The sequence below is a fragment of the Pontibacter sp. LHS2 genome, assembly GCF_058932845.1.
On the sequence record NZ_JBZYWG010000004.1, the window covers coordinates 135775 to 152538 of the forward strand.

The 16764-nt window shown below is 49.5% G+C and carries 13 protein-coding genes; 7 read left to right on the top strand and 6 right to left on the bottom strand.

All coding sequences use genetic code 11. From position 1 onward, the window contains the following. A complete protein-coding gene (locus tag AC5FX6_RS18530; RefSeq protein WP_493598454.1) occupies positions 1-2085 on the top strand; it encodes an insulinase family protein in 2085 nt (694 codons plus the stop codon). Between the two features lie 384 nt (positions 2086-2469). Here the strand turns inward: AC5FX6_RS18530 and AC5FX6_RS18535 are convergent, their stop codons facing one another. Beyond that, positions 2470-3384 carry a DUF72 domain-containing protein gene (locus AC5FX6_RS18535; protein ID WP_493598455.1) on the bottom strand — a complete coding sequence of 305 codons (915 nt, stop codon included), beginning with the start codon at positions 3382-3384 and terminating at the stop codon, positions 2470-2472. A 320-nt stretch (positions 3385-3704) separates the two neighbouring features. On the opposite strand from AC5FX6_RS18535, the gene AC5FX6_RS18540 reads away from it, so the two are divergent. Further along, positions 3705-4346 carry a septal ring lytic transglycosylase RlpA family protein gene (locus tag AC5FX6_RS18540; protein ID WP_493598456.1) on the top strand — a complete coding sequence of 214 codons (642 nt, stop codon included), beginning with the start codon at positions 3705-3707 and terminating at the stop codon, positions 4344-4346. A gap of 95 nt (positions 4347-4441) precedes the next feature. Here the strand turns inward: AC5FX6_RS18540 and AC5FX6_RS18545 are convergent, their stop codons facing one another. From AC5FX6_RS18545 to AC5FX6_RS18565, 5 genes are all read right to left on the bottom strand, one after another. Further along, entirely contained in the window at positions 4442-5149 is a 708-nt protein-coding gene (locus tag AC5FX6_RS18545) for a DUF4097 family beta strand repeat-containing protein (RefSeq protein ID WP_493598457.1), read from the bottom strand. 26 nt (positions 5150-5175) lie between these two features. Beyond that, positions 5176-6033 (bottom strand): DUF4097 family beta strand repeat-containing protein, encoded by an 858-nt coding sequence (locus tag AC5FX6_RS18550; protein WP_493598458.1) that lies wholly within the window; start codon positions 6031-6033, stop codon positions 5176-5178. Between the two features lie 56 nt (positions 6034-6089). Next, positions 6090-6878: a HEAT repeat domain-containing protein gene (locus AC5FX6_RS18555; RefSeq protein ID WP_493598459.1), complete on the bottom strand. Its 789-nt coding sequence runs from the start codon at positions 6876-6878 to the stop codon at positions 6090-6092. Then, on the bottom strand, positions 6865-7377 hold the full coding sequence (locus tag AC5FX6_RS18560) for a GFO_1088 family ECF-type sigma factor (RefSeq protein WP_493598460.1): 513 nt from the start codon (positions 7375-7377) through the stop codon (positions 6865-6867). Before AC5FX6_RS18560 ends, AC5FX6_RS18555 begins: the two co-directional genes overlap by 14 nt. 114 nt (positions 7378-7491) lie before the next feature. Continuing rightward, the gene (locus AC5FX6_RS18565) at positions 7492-9177 is read right to left on the bottom strand and encodes a S41 family peptidase (RefSeq protein ID WP_493598461.1); all 1686 of its coding nucleotides are present in this window, start codon (positions 9175-9177) and stop codon (positions 7492-7494) included. Positions 9178-9508: 331 nt separating this feature from the next. On the opposite strand from AC5FX6_RS18565, the gene AC5FX6_RS18570 reads away from it, so the two are divergent. The 5 genes from AC5FX6_RS18570 to AC5FX6_RS18590 all read left to right on the top strand — a co-directional run bounded on the left by AC5FX6_RS18570 (position 9509) and on the right by AC5FX6_RS18590 (position 16701). Then, positions 9509-11155 carry a TldD/PmbA family protein gene (locus AC5FX6_RS18570; protein ID WP_493598462.1) on the top strand — a complete coding sequence of 549 codons (1647 nt, stop codon included), beginning with the start codon at positions 9509-9511 and terminating at the stop codon, positions 11153-11155. Positions 11156-11303: 148 nt separating this feature from the next. After that, positions 11304-12620 carry a TldD/PmbA family protein gene (locus tag AC5FX6_RS18575; RefSeq protein ID WP_493598463.1) on the top strand — a complete coding sequence of 439 codons (1317 nt, stop codon included), beginning with the start codon at positions 11304-11306 and terminating at the stop codon, positions 12618-12620. 126 nt (positions 12621-12746) lie between these two features. After that, positions 12747-13364 (top strand): DUF4159 domain-containing protein, encoded by a 618-nt coding sequence (locus AC5FX6_RS18580; RefSeq protein ID WP_493598464.1) that lies wholly within the window; start codon positions 12747-12749, stop codon positions 13362-13364. Between the two features lie 43 nt (positions 13365-13407). Next, positions 13408-15699, top strand: coding sequence for a S41 family peptidase (locus tag AC5FX6_RS18585; RefSeq protein WP_493598465.1), 2292 nt, complete (start codon positions 13408-13410; stop codon positions 15697-15699). Positions 15700-15705: 6 nt separating this feature from the next. After that, positions 15706-16701, top strand: a complete 996-nt coding sequence (locus tag AC5FX6_RS18590; protein WP_493598466.1) for an AAA family ATPase — start codon at positions 15706-15708, stop codon at positions 16699-16701. The last annotated feature ends 63 nt before the right edge of the window (positions 16702-16764 follow it).

The following is a 16764-nucleotide window of genomic DNA, read 5'->3' on the forward strand; positions in this document are numbered from 1 at the left end:
ATGAAGAGAATATATAACATACTTCTTTTGATGCTGGCGCTTACCACGGTAGTCACAGCTCAAACAAAACAAACGCCTCCTCCTGCTGGTCCAGCTCCTAAAATTGAGTTGGGCAAGTATGAGCACTTCACCCTGAAAAACGGCTTGAAGGTATATGTGGTGGAAAATCACAAACTGCCAGTAGTAAGCATGTCATTGGTACTGGACCGTGACCCGATCCTGGAAGGCGACAAGGCCGGTTACGTAAGCATGGCGGGCCAGATGATGCGTACAGGCACTAAAAATCGCAGCAAAGACCAGTTCGACGAGCAGGTAGACTTTATCGGGGCGAACCTTTCGTTCAGTTCTACTGGCTTCAGTGCTTCTTCCCTTAAGAAGAACCTGCCTACGTTACTTGACCTGACTGCTGATGCTTTGCTAAACCCGAACTTCACGCAAGAAGAACTGGACAAGGTGAAAAAGCAGATGGCCGCTAACCTGGCTTCTGAGAAAGATAACCCAGACGCTATCGCGGGTAAAATCCGTAACACGTTGCTATTTGGCAAGAACCACCCGAACGGTGAACTGACTACTGAGAAATCTGTAGAGAACGTAACACTGGCCGATGTGCAGAACTACTACAACACCTACTACCGCCCGAACATTGGTTACCTGGCTGTGGTTGGTGATGTGACGCCAAAGGAGATGAAGAAACTGCTGGAGAAGTCATTTGGTAAGTGGAAAAAAGGCACTGTGCCAACGCACAACTACGACCTTCCAAAGCACAATAGCAAGACACAGGTAGTGATCGTTGATCGTCCAAGTGCTGTTCAGAGTGTGCTTTCATTCACAAACCCAGCTGAACTGAAGCCAGGTGCTGAAGACGCTATTCCTGCTGCGGTAATGAACACAATTCTGGGTGGTGGTAGCACAGCCCGACTGTTCATGAACCTGCGTGAGAAGAACGGCTATACCTATGGTGCTTACTCAACTGTTTCAACTGACAAGATCCTGGGTCGCTTCAACGCTTCTGCCAGCGTTCGTAACGCCGTAACTGACAGCGCCGCTGCCGAGTTCATGAAGGAATTCACTGACATCAGAACAAAGCAGGTAACTGACAAAGAGCTGGCTTACGCAAAGGCTTATATCACTGGTAACTTTGCACGTGGCTTAGAGAATCCAAACACGGTGGCGATGTATGCTATCGCGACTGCCCGTTACAAACTGCCAGCTGACTACTATGCCAACTATCTGAAGAAAGTTGACGCTGTGACTGCAGCTGATGTGCAGCGTGTAGCACAGAAGTACGTACGTCCTGACCAGTTATATATACTGGCCGTAGGTAACGCCACTGACATCGCTGACAAGCTGGTGGCATTCGATAAAGACGACAACTCTATTACTTACTTTGATGCCACTGGCGAAAAAGTGGACAGAGCAGCTGCTAAAGCGGTACCAACCGACGTGACTGCGGATCAACTTATCGCTAAATACATTCAGGCGATTGGTGGTAAAGCGAACATCGAGAAAGTAAAAGATGTGACCGTGACTATGAATGCCAGCGTGCAGGGCATGCCACTTACTTTCAAGCAGCAGCAGAAAGGCGCTGACAAAATGCTGATCCAGATCCTGATGAACAACAACCCGATGCAGCGTGTGATCATCAACGGCGACAAAGGCAAAATGGAAGCACCAATGCAAGGCGTGAACAAAGACATGACTGCTGAGGAGCTTGCTTCTTCTAAAGCTGAGTCTGATATGTTCTCTATGACACGTTTCGAAAAATTCGGTATCAAGACGGCTGTATCTGGTCAGGAAAAAGTGGATGGCGCCGATGCTTACATCGTAGAAGCGACAGCCTCAAACGGTCAGAAGACACTTCATTACTTCGATAAGGCAACAGGCTTGCTTTTGAAAGATGTGAAGAGCATGCAGACACCGCAGGGCGCTATCACACAGACCAAGAGCTACAAGAACTACAAAGAAGTAAACGGCGTGAAATACCCGCATGTGATCGAAACTGTAGTTGGTCCTCAGGTGATCAAAGCTGAGGTGCAGAGCGTGGAAGTAAACAAGGGCATCAGCGACGATACCTTCAAAATTTAATACCCTTTACCCAATAACCCAAAGCAAAGCGGCGTGTCCAGAAGGACACGCCGCTTTTGTGTTTTTATCAATACCCGTAAATATTATTTGCCCCTATATCCCAAAGCAGGTGTAAACTTATGCGACCCAAGAATAGAAATGTTTAGTTTCTTGAAATCTCAGGTATAGCGGGTATAAATTCTAAAATCTCAGGTATAGCTGTATTCAAGCGCAGGCAAAACGGCTCAATCATTTAATCTGAATGCAACTATCTAAGACAAGAAAGCCCCTTTCTGAAGTTATCCTTCCTATCAGCTTATAGACTGTATCTAGCTGAATTTTAAGCTATAAGCCTCTAAATAGACAACTTATTGCGAGCAAGCTATCTATTATCTATAGTTCTACCTAAAAAAGCTCCCCCTGCACCGCCTGCACAAACTTCTTAGGCGGCTTTACATCCAGCCCGCATACTTTGTTTAGCTTCTCGATCAGGTAAGTAGCCAGTTCGGGTGAAGTGATGTTGTCAGGTTCATGCACAAAAAAGTACAGCTCTTGCAAGCCCTCATCGAGCCAGACCTTGATTCTTGTAACCCAATCGTCGATGCGGGTATAGTCGGTGGGGTGCAGACCGTTGCCTACAAAGCGCACCATCGCCATAGGCGTGGTCAGGCGCATGTGCAGCACGTCGCGGCGACCAGCCACATCGGTGAGCACAGTACCTACACGGAACTTCTCCAGCACTTCAAACAACTCCAGCGAAGCCACATTGTCTACGAACCAATCAGGGTGACGGAGCTCTACAGCCAGCGGCACACTTTCAGGTATGTACTGCACGAATTTTTCCAGATCGGGCAGTTGCTTCGGGCCGAAGTAGGGTGGCAGCTGCAGAAAAGAACAGCCCAGCTTGTCTTCCAGCCCGGCGATAGACTCACAGAAAGTAGCGGTAAGGTCAAGCGAACTCACAAGCGGTCCTTCGTGGCTAATGAGTTGCGGAAACTTAGGGCAGAAAGTAAAGCCCTGCGGCACGGTATGCTGCCAACGTTCTATGGTGTCCGGGCCAGGTATGTGGTAGTGCGTGCTGTTAAGCTCGATGGTATTGAACTGCTTGCCATACCACAGCAATGACTCCTTCTCTTTCATGCCAGCCGGATAGTACTCACCTACCCAAGGTTTGTTCACCCACACCGGTAGCCCTATGTATACCTTTGGCTTTTGTGGCAGCTCTTGCTTATACCTGTGGAGCAGGTTCAAAGTATCAGGATGGTCGGGTGGTAACGTGAAGTCTACACGGCTTATATCTGAGAGTTTTCCAAAGTCCATGGTACTATGCTTTTATAAAGTATACGCTTTGGCAGAATTTGCGGCTTAAACAAAATATACACACAAAAGTTCCCGTTTAACCTACAGCTAAGCCAGAAAATGAAAATTTTTTTTAGGCTTCAAGCGACTTGTACATCGCTATAAAAATAGATAAAAAGGCGCCTATATCAGCTCTAAAAAGGGATTTTTGTCATTAAAAGACTTATAGCGATTTTACGAGGCAGCGTGTATCCCCCTACAACCAGGGCCACAATCGCACGTATAAGGCCTCGTTTGAAAATATTTCCGTATCTTTGCGGATTCACCAACTAAAAAACTATATGAAGAACGATAGAAAGTGCTTTATCTTAACAGTAATCATTTTTCTATTTATCGGAGTTAGTCAACCAACTTTCGCACAAAAGAACGACAAAACCCAAATTGGTTCTGCCTCCTGGTATGGCAGTAAATACCACGGCAGAAAAACCAGCAGCGGCGAGCGCTATAACAAGAATGAAATGACCGCCGCGCACAAAACCCTGCCATTTGGCACAAAGGTCAAGGTGACCAATCCAGCCAACAACCAATCTGTAGTCCTACGCATCAACGACCGCGGCCCATTTGTGGGCAATCGCATTATTGATGTTTCAGAGGCAGCCGCACGTAAGCTCGACATACACGACGAAGGCGTGGCACAGGTAAAAGTCGAGGTACTAGAAGCACCGGGCACTGCCACAGCATCTAATGCCAATGGCTATACCATTCAAACAGCTGCCTACACTGACTACCAGCAGGCGGTTGCACTTAGCCAGAAACTGAAAGCCTTTGACAAGCACCTTCCGCTAGAGTTAGCTGAGGAGCAGGTAAATGGCAGAAAAGTGGTACTGGTAAAAGCCGGTAAATTCAACAACAGAAACGAAGCCGAAGCCTTCAACGAGTTACTCGAAGAAGAAGGATTGGCGGGAAAGGTTAGCGAAGCCTAAGAAGACTATCAAATTACTGATAAATGAAAAAGCGGAAGGCCTGTGCAGGTCTTCCGCTTTTTGCTTATTGATGGAAATTTAAGAGACAGCTATACCTAGTCCTTTTTGCGGAGGTAGATGTCGTTGCTGATGCTCTCTAACTTGATCGGTGAACCGCCGCCGCTCACATTGCCTTTCAGCTCATAGCCTACCATAGGCGCTTTTTGTTTACTACCGCCCAGGTCAATGGCCAGATCAGAATAAACTTCGCCTGTGATGGTTTTCAGGGCCACAGCAGCACCTTTATTCGGAGCCCAGTTCATATCCACAAATCCGCTGATGGACTTGGCGCTTACCGGACCAGTTAAGCCTCTTATCTCGATGTTGCCATTAATAGTTTCCACCGTCAGGTCGGCGTTTGCAGGCAGAAAGATTTCGTAATTGATCTTAGCACAGACAAAGTTGCGGTTGCCGTTCTTGCTGACATTGTATTGGCTATAGTTATTGTCTGGGCAATCCCCTGCCTGCCCATTCTTCGTCAGCTCCTTGTCCAGGTCCACATTTACGCGGGCGCTGGCATTGTCGCTCTCAAAACCCAGCTGCAGCGCTTCGTTCAGCTTGCCGCTGTTTATCTCGTAGGTGACTTTGATGTAGGCCTCTTTCTTGTTCCAGGCGCTGATCTTGATGTCTTCACCGAACTTGAGGTTCAACTCCACTTTGTTATTCGCGGGTATGGCCAAAGTTCGCTCTACCGTTTTGCTTTGGGCCCAAACGGTAGTCGTAAAACCAAACCATAGTAGGGCGAGGATAAATGACTTTTTCATAGTCTTAAAAGGTTAAGTTTAATGAGTTACTTGCTTTTGCGGATATACATGTCGCCGCTGATGGTATACAGGTTCATCTCCACGCCACCCCCATTGGTTTTGCCGTCGATGTTATTGCCGCCTGTCACTCGCGGCAGATTGCTTTTGGAGTCACGGGCTATGTTCATATCGAAGTCTGAGTAGATTTCGCCCTGTATGGTTTTCAGCTTGAAGTTCGCTTTAGTGTTGGCTGGCAGGTGAATGTCGACGGTACCTGCCACAGTGGAGATGGCGCTTGGCTTGGACTGGTTCAGGCTGGAGAATTTGATCACCATGTCGCTGCTGGTAGCATTCGCCACGACTGGTCCCGTGATATTGGAGAGGGTCGCATTTCCATTATTTAATTTAAGCTCGATCTCACCTTCTACATCGGCGATGCTCAGGTCACCTCCCATCCAGTTTGTCTCTTCATACACGACAGATGCATTCTTAGGTACCCGGATCGTATACTTGCCATCCTGTCTGGACGCCTTCGTTACAGTCAGCGTGTTTCCTTCTTTTGCCACAGACAACCCCATTCCTGTGTTATCCTCGGCCTGGTTGTACAGTGGTTTCAGTCCGGCAGCACGGGCAGGGGGAGCAGTATGACTAGCAGCTTCTATCACAACCTCGTCTGAGTTATGCCCAATGACTTTTACATCACTGTTGTGCATCATAATGACCACCTTATTGCCTTTGCTGTTCCCCAGCTTGTTTTTGTAGATAAGCGGTTTATCCTGCAAAGTCTCTTCCGGGTCTGTAGTACCGGCTACTGTCGTGGTATGGGCTTCATTTCGTTCATGCGCACTTGCTGGCGCCGCGGAGAGCAGAAGACAGGCAACTGCTACTAGTGTTAATCTTTTCATATGGCTCTAATCGCTCTAGTGGTAAGTAAAATCTATTGTCTTAGCAATGTGTCTTGTTATATCAGTATGCCCAGCCCTTCTGCTGCCTTGCTCTTCACGATAGGAAGCAGGTCTTTCCGGTTTGCCATTTCCTCCAGCTCGCCAACTGCCTCTTTATCTTTAATGTTCACAAGCATGTCAATCAGCGTGAGTTGCATGATCGGGTCTGTCTGCAGTTTCAGAGACTCGGTTAAAGCCTGGCGTACTACTCTTTTGTGGCTAAACTTATAAAGCGCTTCTGAGGCGGCCACCCGCACATTCACGTTCGGGTCTTGGTTCATGGTCGTGATCAGCACCTGTATGATCTCGTCGGGCTGCTCGGTGTCAAATTCCTGGCTAACCAACTGTATGCGCTCACTGGCAGAGGCTCCTGTGCTCATGGCCAGCTTCATCTCCTCTACTTCTTCTCGCAGGGCGGCTATCTCGGCATGTTGTTCTGGCGCTATACCTTGGTTATAGCTTCGACCTAGCCAGAAGGCTCCCAGGATGAAGATGATGCCAGCGGCTACACGCCAGTAAGTGGCATATTCCTGCAGGATCGGAAAGAATACCTGTTTTCCTTTTGGCTCCTGCTGCTTCTCTTCTTCCTGCTCAATCTTATCAAACAACCAGTCATCCGACAGCACTTTGATTGATTGCTGCTGCTGTTGTTTGGCGTAGTACCGAAATGGGGCAGCATGGGCCTTCAGGTGCTCAGGCAAGTCTGCTGTCTCGTTGAAGAATGCATGCAGCTCCTTTTCTTCGGCTACTGTCGTTTCGCCTTCGTAATATTTCCGCAGCAATTCTTCTATGTTATCCAACTTCATAATTCTCTAGTTTTAGAAAGCCATCCCGTACGCTTTTGCGGGCCCTTGACAGGATTACCCGCAGGTTATTCACGGTCAGGCTTGTGATCTGCTCTATTTCTTCAAATGTGTAGCCTTCCACATCTCGCAGGTGCAGCACCAGTTTCTGCTGCTCAGGCAAGGCTTCTAGTAGCTTCTGCACATTGCTTATGCTGTCTGTCAACTCCGAGTGCTGGTAAGGACTGATATCTCCTGAGCTCAGGTCTATGCCTGTTACATCGACCATCTGTTTTCGCTTGCCTGCTTTCAGCTTATCCAGGCACAGGTTTTTGGTGATGCGCATGGCCAATGCCTCTATGCTGTCGTAGGCGTGCAGCTTGTCTTTCTGGGTCCAGAGCTTTAGAAATACATCCTGCAGGATATCCTCTGCTTCATCTTTGTCGTGAAGCAGGAACAGCGCAAGCCGGTAGAGCTTTTGCTTCGCAGGGAGTACCTTTATTTTAAACTCTTGCAGATCCATTCAATTACAAAGACGACCTAGGGTGGGAAACATTACAGCATATTATCAAAATTTTATCTGTTCAAGGTATGGCAGCTGATAATTTCTTATTAATAGCCTGTATACCAGCATATTTCACCCTTTAGATGACCTCTTTTTGATGGTCGCTAACAATTCCTTTGCCTGTTTATTAGCTGGCTGCAACCGAATTGCCTTCTCCAATGTGTCGGTAGCTTTCTGTCGTTCGTTACTCAGCAGGTGTGCCTTTGCCAGCCCAACCAACGGCCAGGCTTCTTCTTTGTGCCGGCTACTGATATGGCTGTACCAGGCAATGGCTTCGGGAGAGTTTTCAGTTTGTAATAAGTATTCACCAAACTTCTCCTCTGCTTGTATGATCTCTTCACCATTAGCGCGGGCATCCTGCACGGCTCGGAAGTAGACCCAGGTAGCCGACCGGAAGCCCGCCAGCTTGTATACCTGCTGCATGGTGCTAGCCACGGTGCCTGTTGTCGGCATGGCCAGCACTGTCTCCAGCACAGGATCTCTGCCTTGCAAGTAGTCAGCTGAGGTATAGCCCACGGGTATATCGGGTGCTGTCCAGGGGCGCTTTTCGTCCCCGTCCCAATCGCGCCAGTAAATGGTGGACACACGTATGGTCAATTTACTGTTGGGCAATTGCATTTTTCTGGAGTCGCCGTAGGCGCTGGGTGACGAACCCGAGGGCTCACCCACAAACAGGGTATTGGTGTAATATTCCAGGTCATTGGCCAGCATCTGCGCCGCCGAGAAAGTCTCTCGCCCGATCAAGGTATAGAGTCTCCCAAACCGGTTGATCTGCTCTGACCGTGCCAAAGCTAGTACAAGGGAGCGATTGAGATGATTATTCCCGCCAGGGTTATACCTAAGGTCGAGCACTAGCTTCTCAACTGGAAATCCGTTGACGATGCGCTCTATCTTCGCGACAAAAGCGGCTAGCGATTCATCGTCTTTGTCGTTGCTTTCATTCAGCTGCACGTACAGCGTCTTTTCTTCCTCCAGCATGTGGAGCCAGAATTTTTCCTTTCTGTTCCATTGGCTCATAGGCGCTGCTATACCTAGCGCCTCGCTTGCCCCTACAAAGTATACCTGTTTAAATTGAGAGATCGGAGAAAGCGCTATAGTTGTCGTTTTTCCATCGCGTGTTTTTACTTTAAGCAGTACCTCCTGCGCATCATTGGCTATACCTAGCGCTGCCAGAAATTCAGGCACTACCAGAAAGGTGGGAGCCAGCTGCTTAAATCCTGACTCATTGTCGTAATGCACTACGGGTCTTACTTTTTCCAGTGCCTCATTGGTAGCAGTACTTCCAATCTGCAATACCTCGGCACCAATCAGGTCCATCAGCTCAGGTGTTGCTTCCCGGATGAACAGACCATCATCAAACAAGGCAAGCTTCACAGGCAGGTGGTTCAGGAATAAGGCGGAATCAGCAGGCGGGGGTGTAGAGGAGTGCGCCCGACTGTAGGCCACTGCCATATCCTGCGGCAGCGTCAGGCGGGTATGGCCATCTCCGATCATAGTAACCAGGCGTGTGAGACCCACCACTATTTCATGATCCTGCAGCTTAGGAACCTGTGCGTGCAGTACTGCCACGGCACTGTCAAACTCCTGCTGCGACACCTTATTATAAGGAGATCGGTGCATTTTTGGCATTTGCTCAGCCAGGGCTTTGACATCCTCTTGCCATTTGGCTACGCTTAGCACGGTGGGCTGGGCCTGAACCAAGCTATGCACAAACAGCATCAACAGAAGATAGCAACCTGTTAAAAATCGATTTTCCATAGCAACGAGGTCAGGTATAAACAAAAGGCACAGGAACCGCAGCTGCCCCTCCAATAACAGAGACGACACAGGCCTGGAAACATTACACATTCGGTTGCCATACCTGTCAAATTCTTTCCCTGCTGACTATGCATAGCGTAGCACGATTAAACCTTCTCCACTATTATCCTTCTAAGAACCTACTAAAGCTTTCATAGAGATATACACCCGCTTTATCGATTAAAATGCCAGCTCAAGCTTATAACTCTTGTCTGCACTTTGATTTAAGCCTGCAAATGCCTAAACTTAGTTACCTAAAACTATACTTCTCTAAACCTTAACCTTAAAGAACTTGAAAAGACGTCATTTTATCGAGTTATCGGCGCTCGGGTTTGGTGGGCTCATGCTGCCTTCCATACCTGTTTTCGGCGATATCATCTCACCCGAGAGAGCGCTGGAACAGGTAGACCCAGCCCTGAAAAAGCGTCTGGCTGATGTAGCCCTGAACGCAGCCAAGTCAAGCGGCGCTTCCTATGCCGACGTACGTATAGGCCGCTACCTGCAGCAATATGTTTTCACCCGCGAGCAACAAGTACAGAACATCGTAAACGCCGAGTCTTACGGTGTAGGTGTGCGAGTACTGGCCAACGGCACCTGGGGCTTCTCAGCCACCTCCGACGTAACTGACAAAGGTATAGCCAAAGCGGCCCAGGAGGCGGTAGCCATCGCCAAAGCCAACTCGAAACTGCAGAAAGAACCCGTGAGGCTGGCTCCTGTGAAGAGCTACGGCGAAGTAAGCTGGAAAACGCCGATCGAGAAAAACGCTTTTGAAGTACCTGTAAGTGAAAAAGCAGACTTGCTGCTTGCAGCCAATGCCAAGGCCATGGAGAACGGTGCCAGCTTCGTGAACTCTGCCCTTTTCCAGGTAAACGAGCAGAAGTATTTCGCTTCGACTGAAGGCTCTTATATCGACCAGGACATCCATCGTATCTGGCCTAACTTCACAGTAACAGCCGTAGACAAAGCCTCCGGCAAGTTCAGAACCCGTGAGGCCCTGAGTGCGCCAATGGGTATGGGCTGGGAGTACATGGTGCCGAAAGCTGGCGAAAAGATCAAAGGACCGGAAGGTACTGGCCTGGTAGGTTATCGCTACGCTTACGACATGCTCGAAGACGCCACCCTGGCCGCCAAGCAAGCCAAGGAAAAACTGACAGCCAAGTCCGTGGCAGCTGGTAAGTATGACCTCATACTGGACCCGAACCACCTTGGCCTGACCATACACGAATCAGTGGGTCACCCGCTGGAACTGGACCGCGTGCTGGGCTACGAAGCCAATTACGCCGGCACTTCCTTCGCTACCCTCGACAAGTGGAAATCCAAGAACTTCAAATACGGTTCTGATAAGGTACACATCTTCGCTGACAAGACCCAGAAGGGCTCGCTTGGCCTGGTAGGCTGGGACGACGAAGGCGTGAAAACCAAACAGTGGGACCTGATCAAAGACGGCATACTGGTGAATTACCAGGCTATCCGTGACCAGGCGCACATCATCAACGAGCCGGAGTCGCATGGTTGCTGCTACGCCGACAACTGGAGCTCGGTGCAGTTCCAGCGCATGCCGAACGTATCACTGGCACCAGGTAAGCAGAAGATGAACGTGGACCAGCTGATCAGCGGCGTTGACAAAGGCATTTACATTGCCGGACGCGGTTCTTACTCAATTGACCAGCAGCGCTACAACTTCCAGTTTGGCGGCACGGCGTTCTATGAGATCAGCAAAGGCAAGATCGTGGGTATGCTGGAGGATGTGGCTTACCAGAGCAACACGCAAGAGTTCTGGAACTCATGCGCAGGTTCTTGTGACGAGAGCGACTACCGCCTGTTCGGTTCGTTCTTCGACGGCAAAGGCCAGCCTAGCCAGGTAAGCGCTGTATCGCATGGCTCAGCCCACACCCGCTTCAACGGGGTGAATGTGATCAACACAGCTCGTAAAATCTAACGATTTTAAGTTAAGAGTTAAAAGTTATGAGTTAAGCGTCTGTCACTTGGACTCTTGCTCAGGATAAGCCTGAATGACAGGTATAGCTTATACCTGACCAGCATATCAACTTTTAACTCTCGGCTCATAAACTTAACTAAAAGATAAGATGGCAATATATACAAGAGAACAAGCAGAGGCTTTGCTGAAAAAAGCGCTGGCTTACTCAAAAGCCGATGAGTGTGAGGTCACACTGAGCGGCTACAATGGCGGTAATATCCGCTACGCCCGTAACGAAGTGTCTACCAGCGGAGCCGAAGAGAACGTGGCTATGTCGGTGGAGTCGCGCTTTGGCAAACGATCCGGTGTGGCAACGATCAATGAATTTGACGATGCTTCTCTGGAGAAAGTAATACGTCGTGCCGAGGAGATCGCACGCATTGCACCGGAGAGCCCGGAGTATATGCCCATGCTGGGTCCTCAAAAGTATGTCACGACCAAAGCGCACTTTGACTCTACTGCTAAGATAAACCCTGCTTACCGTGCCGACGCAGCCGCTAAGAGTATTAAGGCAGCCGCCGACAAAGGCTTAACCGCAGCAGGCTTCCTGGAGCACTCGACCAGCTTTATGGCGCGACTCAACTCCAAAGGCCTGTTCGCTTACCATCCTTCTACTTCAGTGGATTTTTCGGTGACCATGCGTACAGAAGATGGCACAGGTTCCGGTTACGTGACGCAGGACTTCAGCGACGTGAGCAAACTCGACACGGCCAGCGCCTCACAGATTGCAGCCAGCAAAGCCGTAAATTCGCGTAACGCCAAAGCCTTAGAGCCGGGCAAATACACTGTAATATTAGAACCGGCTGCTTCCATTGACCTTTTGCGCAACATGTTCGGCAACATGGATCAGCGTAACGCCGAAGAAGGCCGTAGCTTCCTGAGCAAGCCTGGTGGCAAAACCAAACTAGGCGAGAAACTGGTGGACGAGCGCATCACCGTTTATTCTGATCCGGTACACCCTGAAATTCCGTCTGCTCCGTTTGCCGGCGATGGCCGTCCTCGTGAGAAAACAACCTGGATCGAAAAAGGGGTGATCAAGAACCTGTACAACTCCCGTTTCTGGGCTGAAAAAACTGGTGCCAAGTCGGTGCCGAATCCGGGCGGCGTAGTGATGGAAGGCGGCAACCAGACGCTGGAAGACATGATCAAGAGTACCAAACGCGGCATTTTGGTGACGCGCCTATGGTACATCCGCTCTGTTGACCCACAGACACTGCTCTACACCGGCCTTACCCGTGACGGTACCTTCTATATCGAGAACGGCAAGATCCAGTACCCGGTGAAGAACTTCCGCTTCAACGAAAGTCCGATCATCATGCTCAATAACCTGGAGGCCTTGGGACGTCCGCAGCGCATCAATGGCAACCTGGTGCCGCCGATGAAAATCCGTGATTTCACCTTCACCAGCTTGTCTGACGCGGTATAATCACCTGATATTGTAAATACTTATTTCCTGTCATCTCGACGATAGGAGAGATCTGAAAACTTTATTTGCTACAGATCCCTCACGTCGTTGAGATGACAGTTAGTTTAAAACCTACTCTTTTTCTCTGTGCAACCTTTCACCTTCGTCCGACTGCAATACCGCTCCGGCAACTGGGATACCGACCCACGTATGCCGAGCAATCTGTTGCATTCGCTCATCGAGTATACCACGGTCAAGGTGAACGAGCAGGAGAAAATTATTCCCTTAGACAGTGCCGAGCTCTTCAACTATCCCTTCAGCTACCTAAGCGGCCACCGGCTGGTGCAGTTCAACCAGAAGGAACGGCAGAATTTCGAGACCTATGTGCGTAACGGCGGTTTTGTGTTTGTGGACGACTGCAACCACGACATTGACGGGCTTTTCGCACGGTCTTTTGAGGAGCAGATGAAGCAGATCTTCGGGCAGAGTGCGCTGAAGAAGATACCGAATAATCACAAGATCTACCGCAGTTTCTTCACCTTTGAGGATGGTCCGCCGACGACTTCATTTGAGCTCAATGGCTGGGGCGACGACCTGGTGCATGACTACCTGAAAGCAGTTGAAGTAAATGGCAGAATAGGTGTGCTCTATAGCAACAAAGATTACGGCTGCGAGTGGGACTACGATTTCAGAAACAAGCGCTGGCTGGCAGAGGACAATACCAAGTTTGGCGTGAATATAATAATGTACGCCTTGACGAGTTAGTATATTAGTAAAACCTAATATATACTAAACAAAATAAAACTCTATGAAACAAAAAGCGCTTTTCTTCCTCCTACTGGTATTTGCTTTCGGTCAGGCCTATGGTCAGCAGGACAGGAAAATTGAAAATGCTGCGGCCTTCACCCAACTGTATGGCTACGTTCGCTACTTCCACCCAAGCGATGAAGCCGCTGCTATTGATTGGGACCGCTTTGCCATCTACGGTAGCAAGCAGGTAGAGAGCTGCAAAAACCCGGAGGAGCTGAAAGCGACACTCACCGCCCTGTTCCAACCCATCGCCCCAACAGTCAAGGTATACCTGGAGAATGAGGAAGTGAAATTCGACGTGGCTGCTATTACCCCATCTAAACTGAAGAAGTATAAAACAATTGCCTGGCAGCATCAAGGTATGGGGCAGGGTGATAAAAACAGCCCATACAAAAGTGTCCGACTGAATAGACCTGAGGTATACAAAGCTTCTTCCGCCCAGCACGGGCCGATCATGAAACCGATAGCGGCTTCTGAGTACCAGGGCAAGGAGTTCCTATTTACAGGAAAAGTGAAACGGGTTTCTGGCGCTGGAACGGGCCACTTATGGGTACGGGTAGATAAGACAAACAAGTCTACAGGTTTTTTTGAAAATATGGGAAGCCGCCCCATAAAATCGGACCAGTGGGCCACCTATGAAATAAAAGGCAAAGTAGATGCTGGTGCTGACAAAATAGTAGTTGGTGCCTACTTAGTAGGCGAGGGAGAGGTATGGGTCGATGATATCAGTCTCAAGATAAATGAGAATGGCACCTGGAAAGAGGTGTACAACGAGCAGTTTACAGGCGAAAAGCCTGGTATAGCTGACAAATCGCTCAGCAGCGGCTTAAGCTGGAAGCCCGGCAATGGTTATCTCTTTACAATTCAGCAAAACAACCAGGATGACAAATGGCTGTCCATTAAAAGCGAAGAGGCCTCTGTTTTGAAAGAGAAAAAGCCTACGCAACTCTTTACAGCATATCCCAAGCCAGGCGAGCACACAGCTCAGAGTCTGGGCGGTGGTCTAAAGGCATTGGTCCCGCTGGCTCTTTATGGCACCAATACCCAGACATACCCAGCTGCTGACAAAGAGGCGCTAGCGAAACTTCAGAACGAACTGGCTGCTATACCTGCCATTGATTTGAACGGTGAGAACCGCTATACCCGACTGGGAAATATTGCCATCACCTGGAATGTATTTCAGCACTTCTACCCATACTTTGACATCGCGAAAACTGACTGGAAACAGGACCTGCGCGAAGCACTTGCAAGTGCCTACTCTGACCAGACAGCAGCTGAGTTCCAGAAAACACTGCAATTACTCACCGCCAAACTGAAGGATGGTCATATATGGGTAACTTCCCCTGAGAGCAAAGCCACGCATCTATTGCCGATCGCCTGGGAATGGGTAGAGAATAAGCTTGTTATAACGCAAGTATACGATCCTTCCTTACCGCTTGCCAAAGGTGACATTGTAACTAATATTGATGGTGACACACCTGAAGCTTACTTCGAGCAGATACACCAGCACATTTCGGCTGCCACCAAAGGCTGGCTCGACCACAGGGCGAGATCAGAATCACTGCTGGGCGAGCATGAATCTGTCATGAACATAAGCGTATTGAAAGCGGACAACTCTACAGCTGACTTGCAACTCAAAAGAACTTTCTCCTACAGTCAGGTACGTGCCGCTATACCTACGGCAGAGAGTATCAGGTCAATAGGAAACGGCGTGACATATGTAAACATTGGCAAGGCTTCCATGAAAGAGATTCAGGCTGTGATGCCGACACTGCAGCAAAGCAAAACCATTATCTGCGACTTGAGGGGTTACCCAAACAGCAACCACGACTTTATAAACTACCTACTGCCAGTCAAAGACACCTCGTCGCAGTGGATGCAAACCCCGCACATCATCTACCCTAACCAGGAAAATATAGCAGGGTATAGAAAATCGAGCTGGGGATTACGACCAAAGACACCACGTCTGACAGCCAAAGTTATTTTCCTGATCGATGGGCAGGCCATTAGCTATGCAGAAAGCTACATGAGTTTTATTGAGCACTACAAACTAGCTACCATCGTGGGTCAACCAACGGCAGGCACCAACGGGAATGTTAACCCTTTTTCCCTGCCAGGAGGCTATAGAATATCATGGACAGGTATGAAAGTACAGAAACACGACGGTTCACAACTGCATGGCGTCGGCATTCTGCCAAATGTGTATGTGGAGAAGACTATAAAAGGTGTGCGTGAGGGTCGCGACGAGTTTCTGGAGAAAGCCCTGGAGCTCGCAGGTGAAACACTATAAACGATAATGACTGAACAAGATATAAACCAACTCCTCAGCAAGCTGCCGCAGCTCAAACAGGAGATACAGAAAGTGATCGTGGGCCAGGAGGAAGTGCTCGACGAGGTGCTGATTACGCTTTTGGCCGGTGGCCATGGCTTGCTGGAGGGCGTGCCGGGTCTGGCGAAGACTTTGCTGGTACGCACCTTATCCAACGCCATGGATCTGAGCTTTCGCCGTATTCAGTTTACCCCGGACCTGATGCCGACTGACATACTCGGTACCGAGGTGCTGGAAGAGGACCATGCCACGGGCAAGCGCTTCTTCAAGTTCAATGAAGGGCCGATCTTCGCTAACATTGTGCTGGCAGATGAGATCAACCGCACACCACCCAAAACGCAGGCGGCACTGCTGGAGGCCATGCAAGAGTATGAGGTAACCTACGCGGGCACGACCTATACCTTACCCAAGCCCTTTTTCCTGCTCGCCACCCAAAACCCAATCGAACAGGCCGGTACTTACCCGCTGCCTGAGGCGCAGCTAGACCGCTTCCTGCTCTACATCAAAATAAAATACCCGACGGAGCTGGAGGAGCTGAACATACTTACCAGTACTACCGGCACGCGGCAGGCACAGGTACACCCGGCCATTTCGGGCGAGGAGGTACTGCAACTGCGCCAACTGGTACGTGAAGTGAGCATCAGCGACGATTTGCTGACTTATGTCAATCAACTGGTACGGGCTACACGCCCAGACACAACGTCGAGTGACCATATTAAAAGCTACGTGCGCTGGGGAGCAGGTCCACGGGCAGGACAGGCACTTATTCTCACCTCCAAGGCCAGGGCCTTGCTGCAGGGTCGCTTCGCCGTAACGGCCGCTGACGTGCAGACGATGGCTTTTCCGGTGCTGCGTCACCGTATACTGGTCAACTTTACGGCCGAGGCGGAGCGCATCACACCGGACAGGGTGGTAGAAGAATTATTGCAGCATATCAAGCTACCCCAAACGGTACTGGTATAGGTTGCTCTACGAGTGAAGTCGCTCGTAGCAAATTAGCAGGTGCACTGCAGATCGACATGGCAA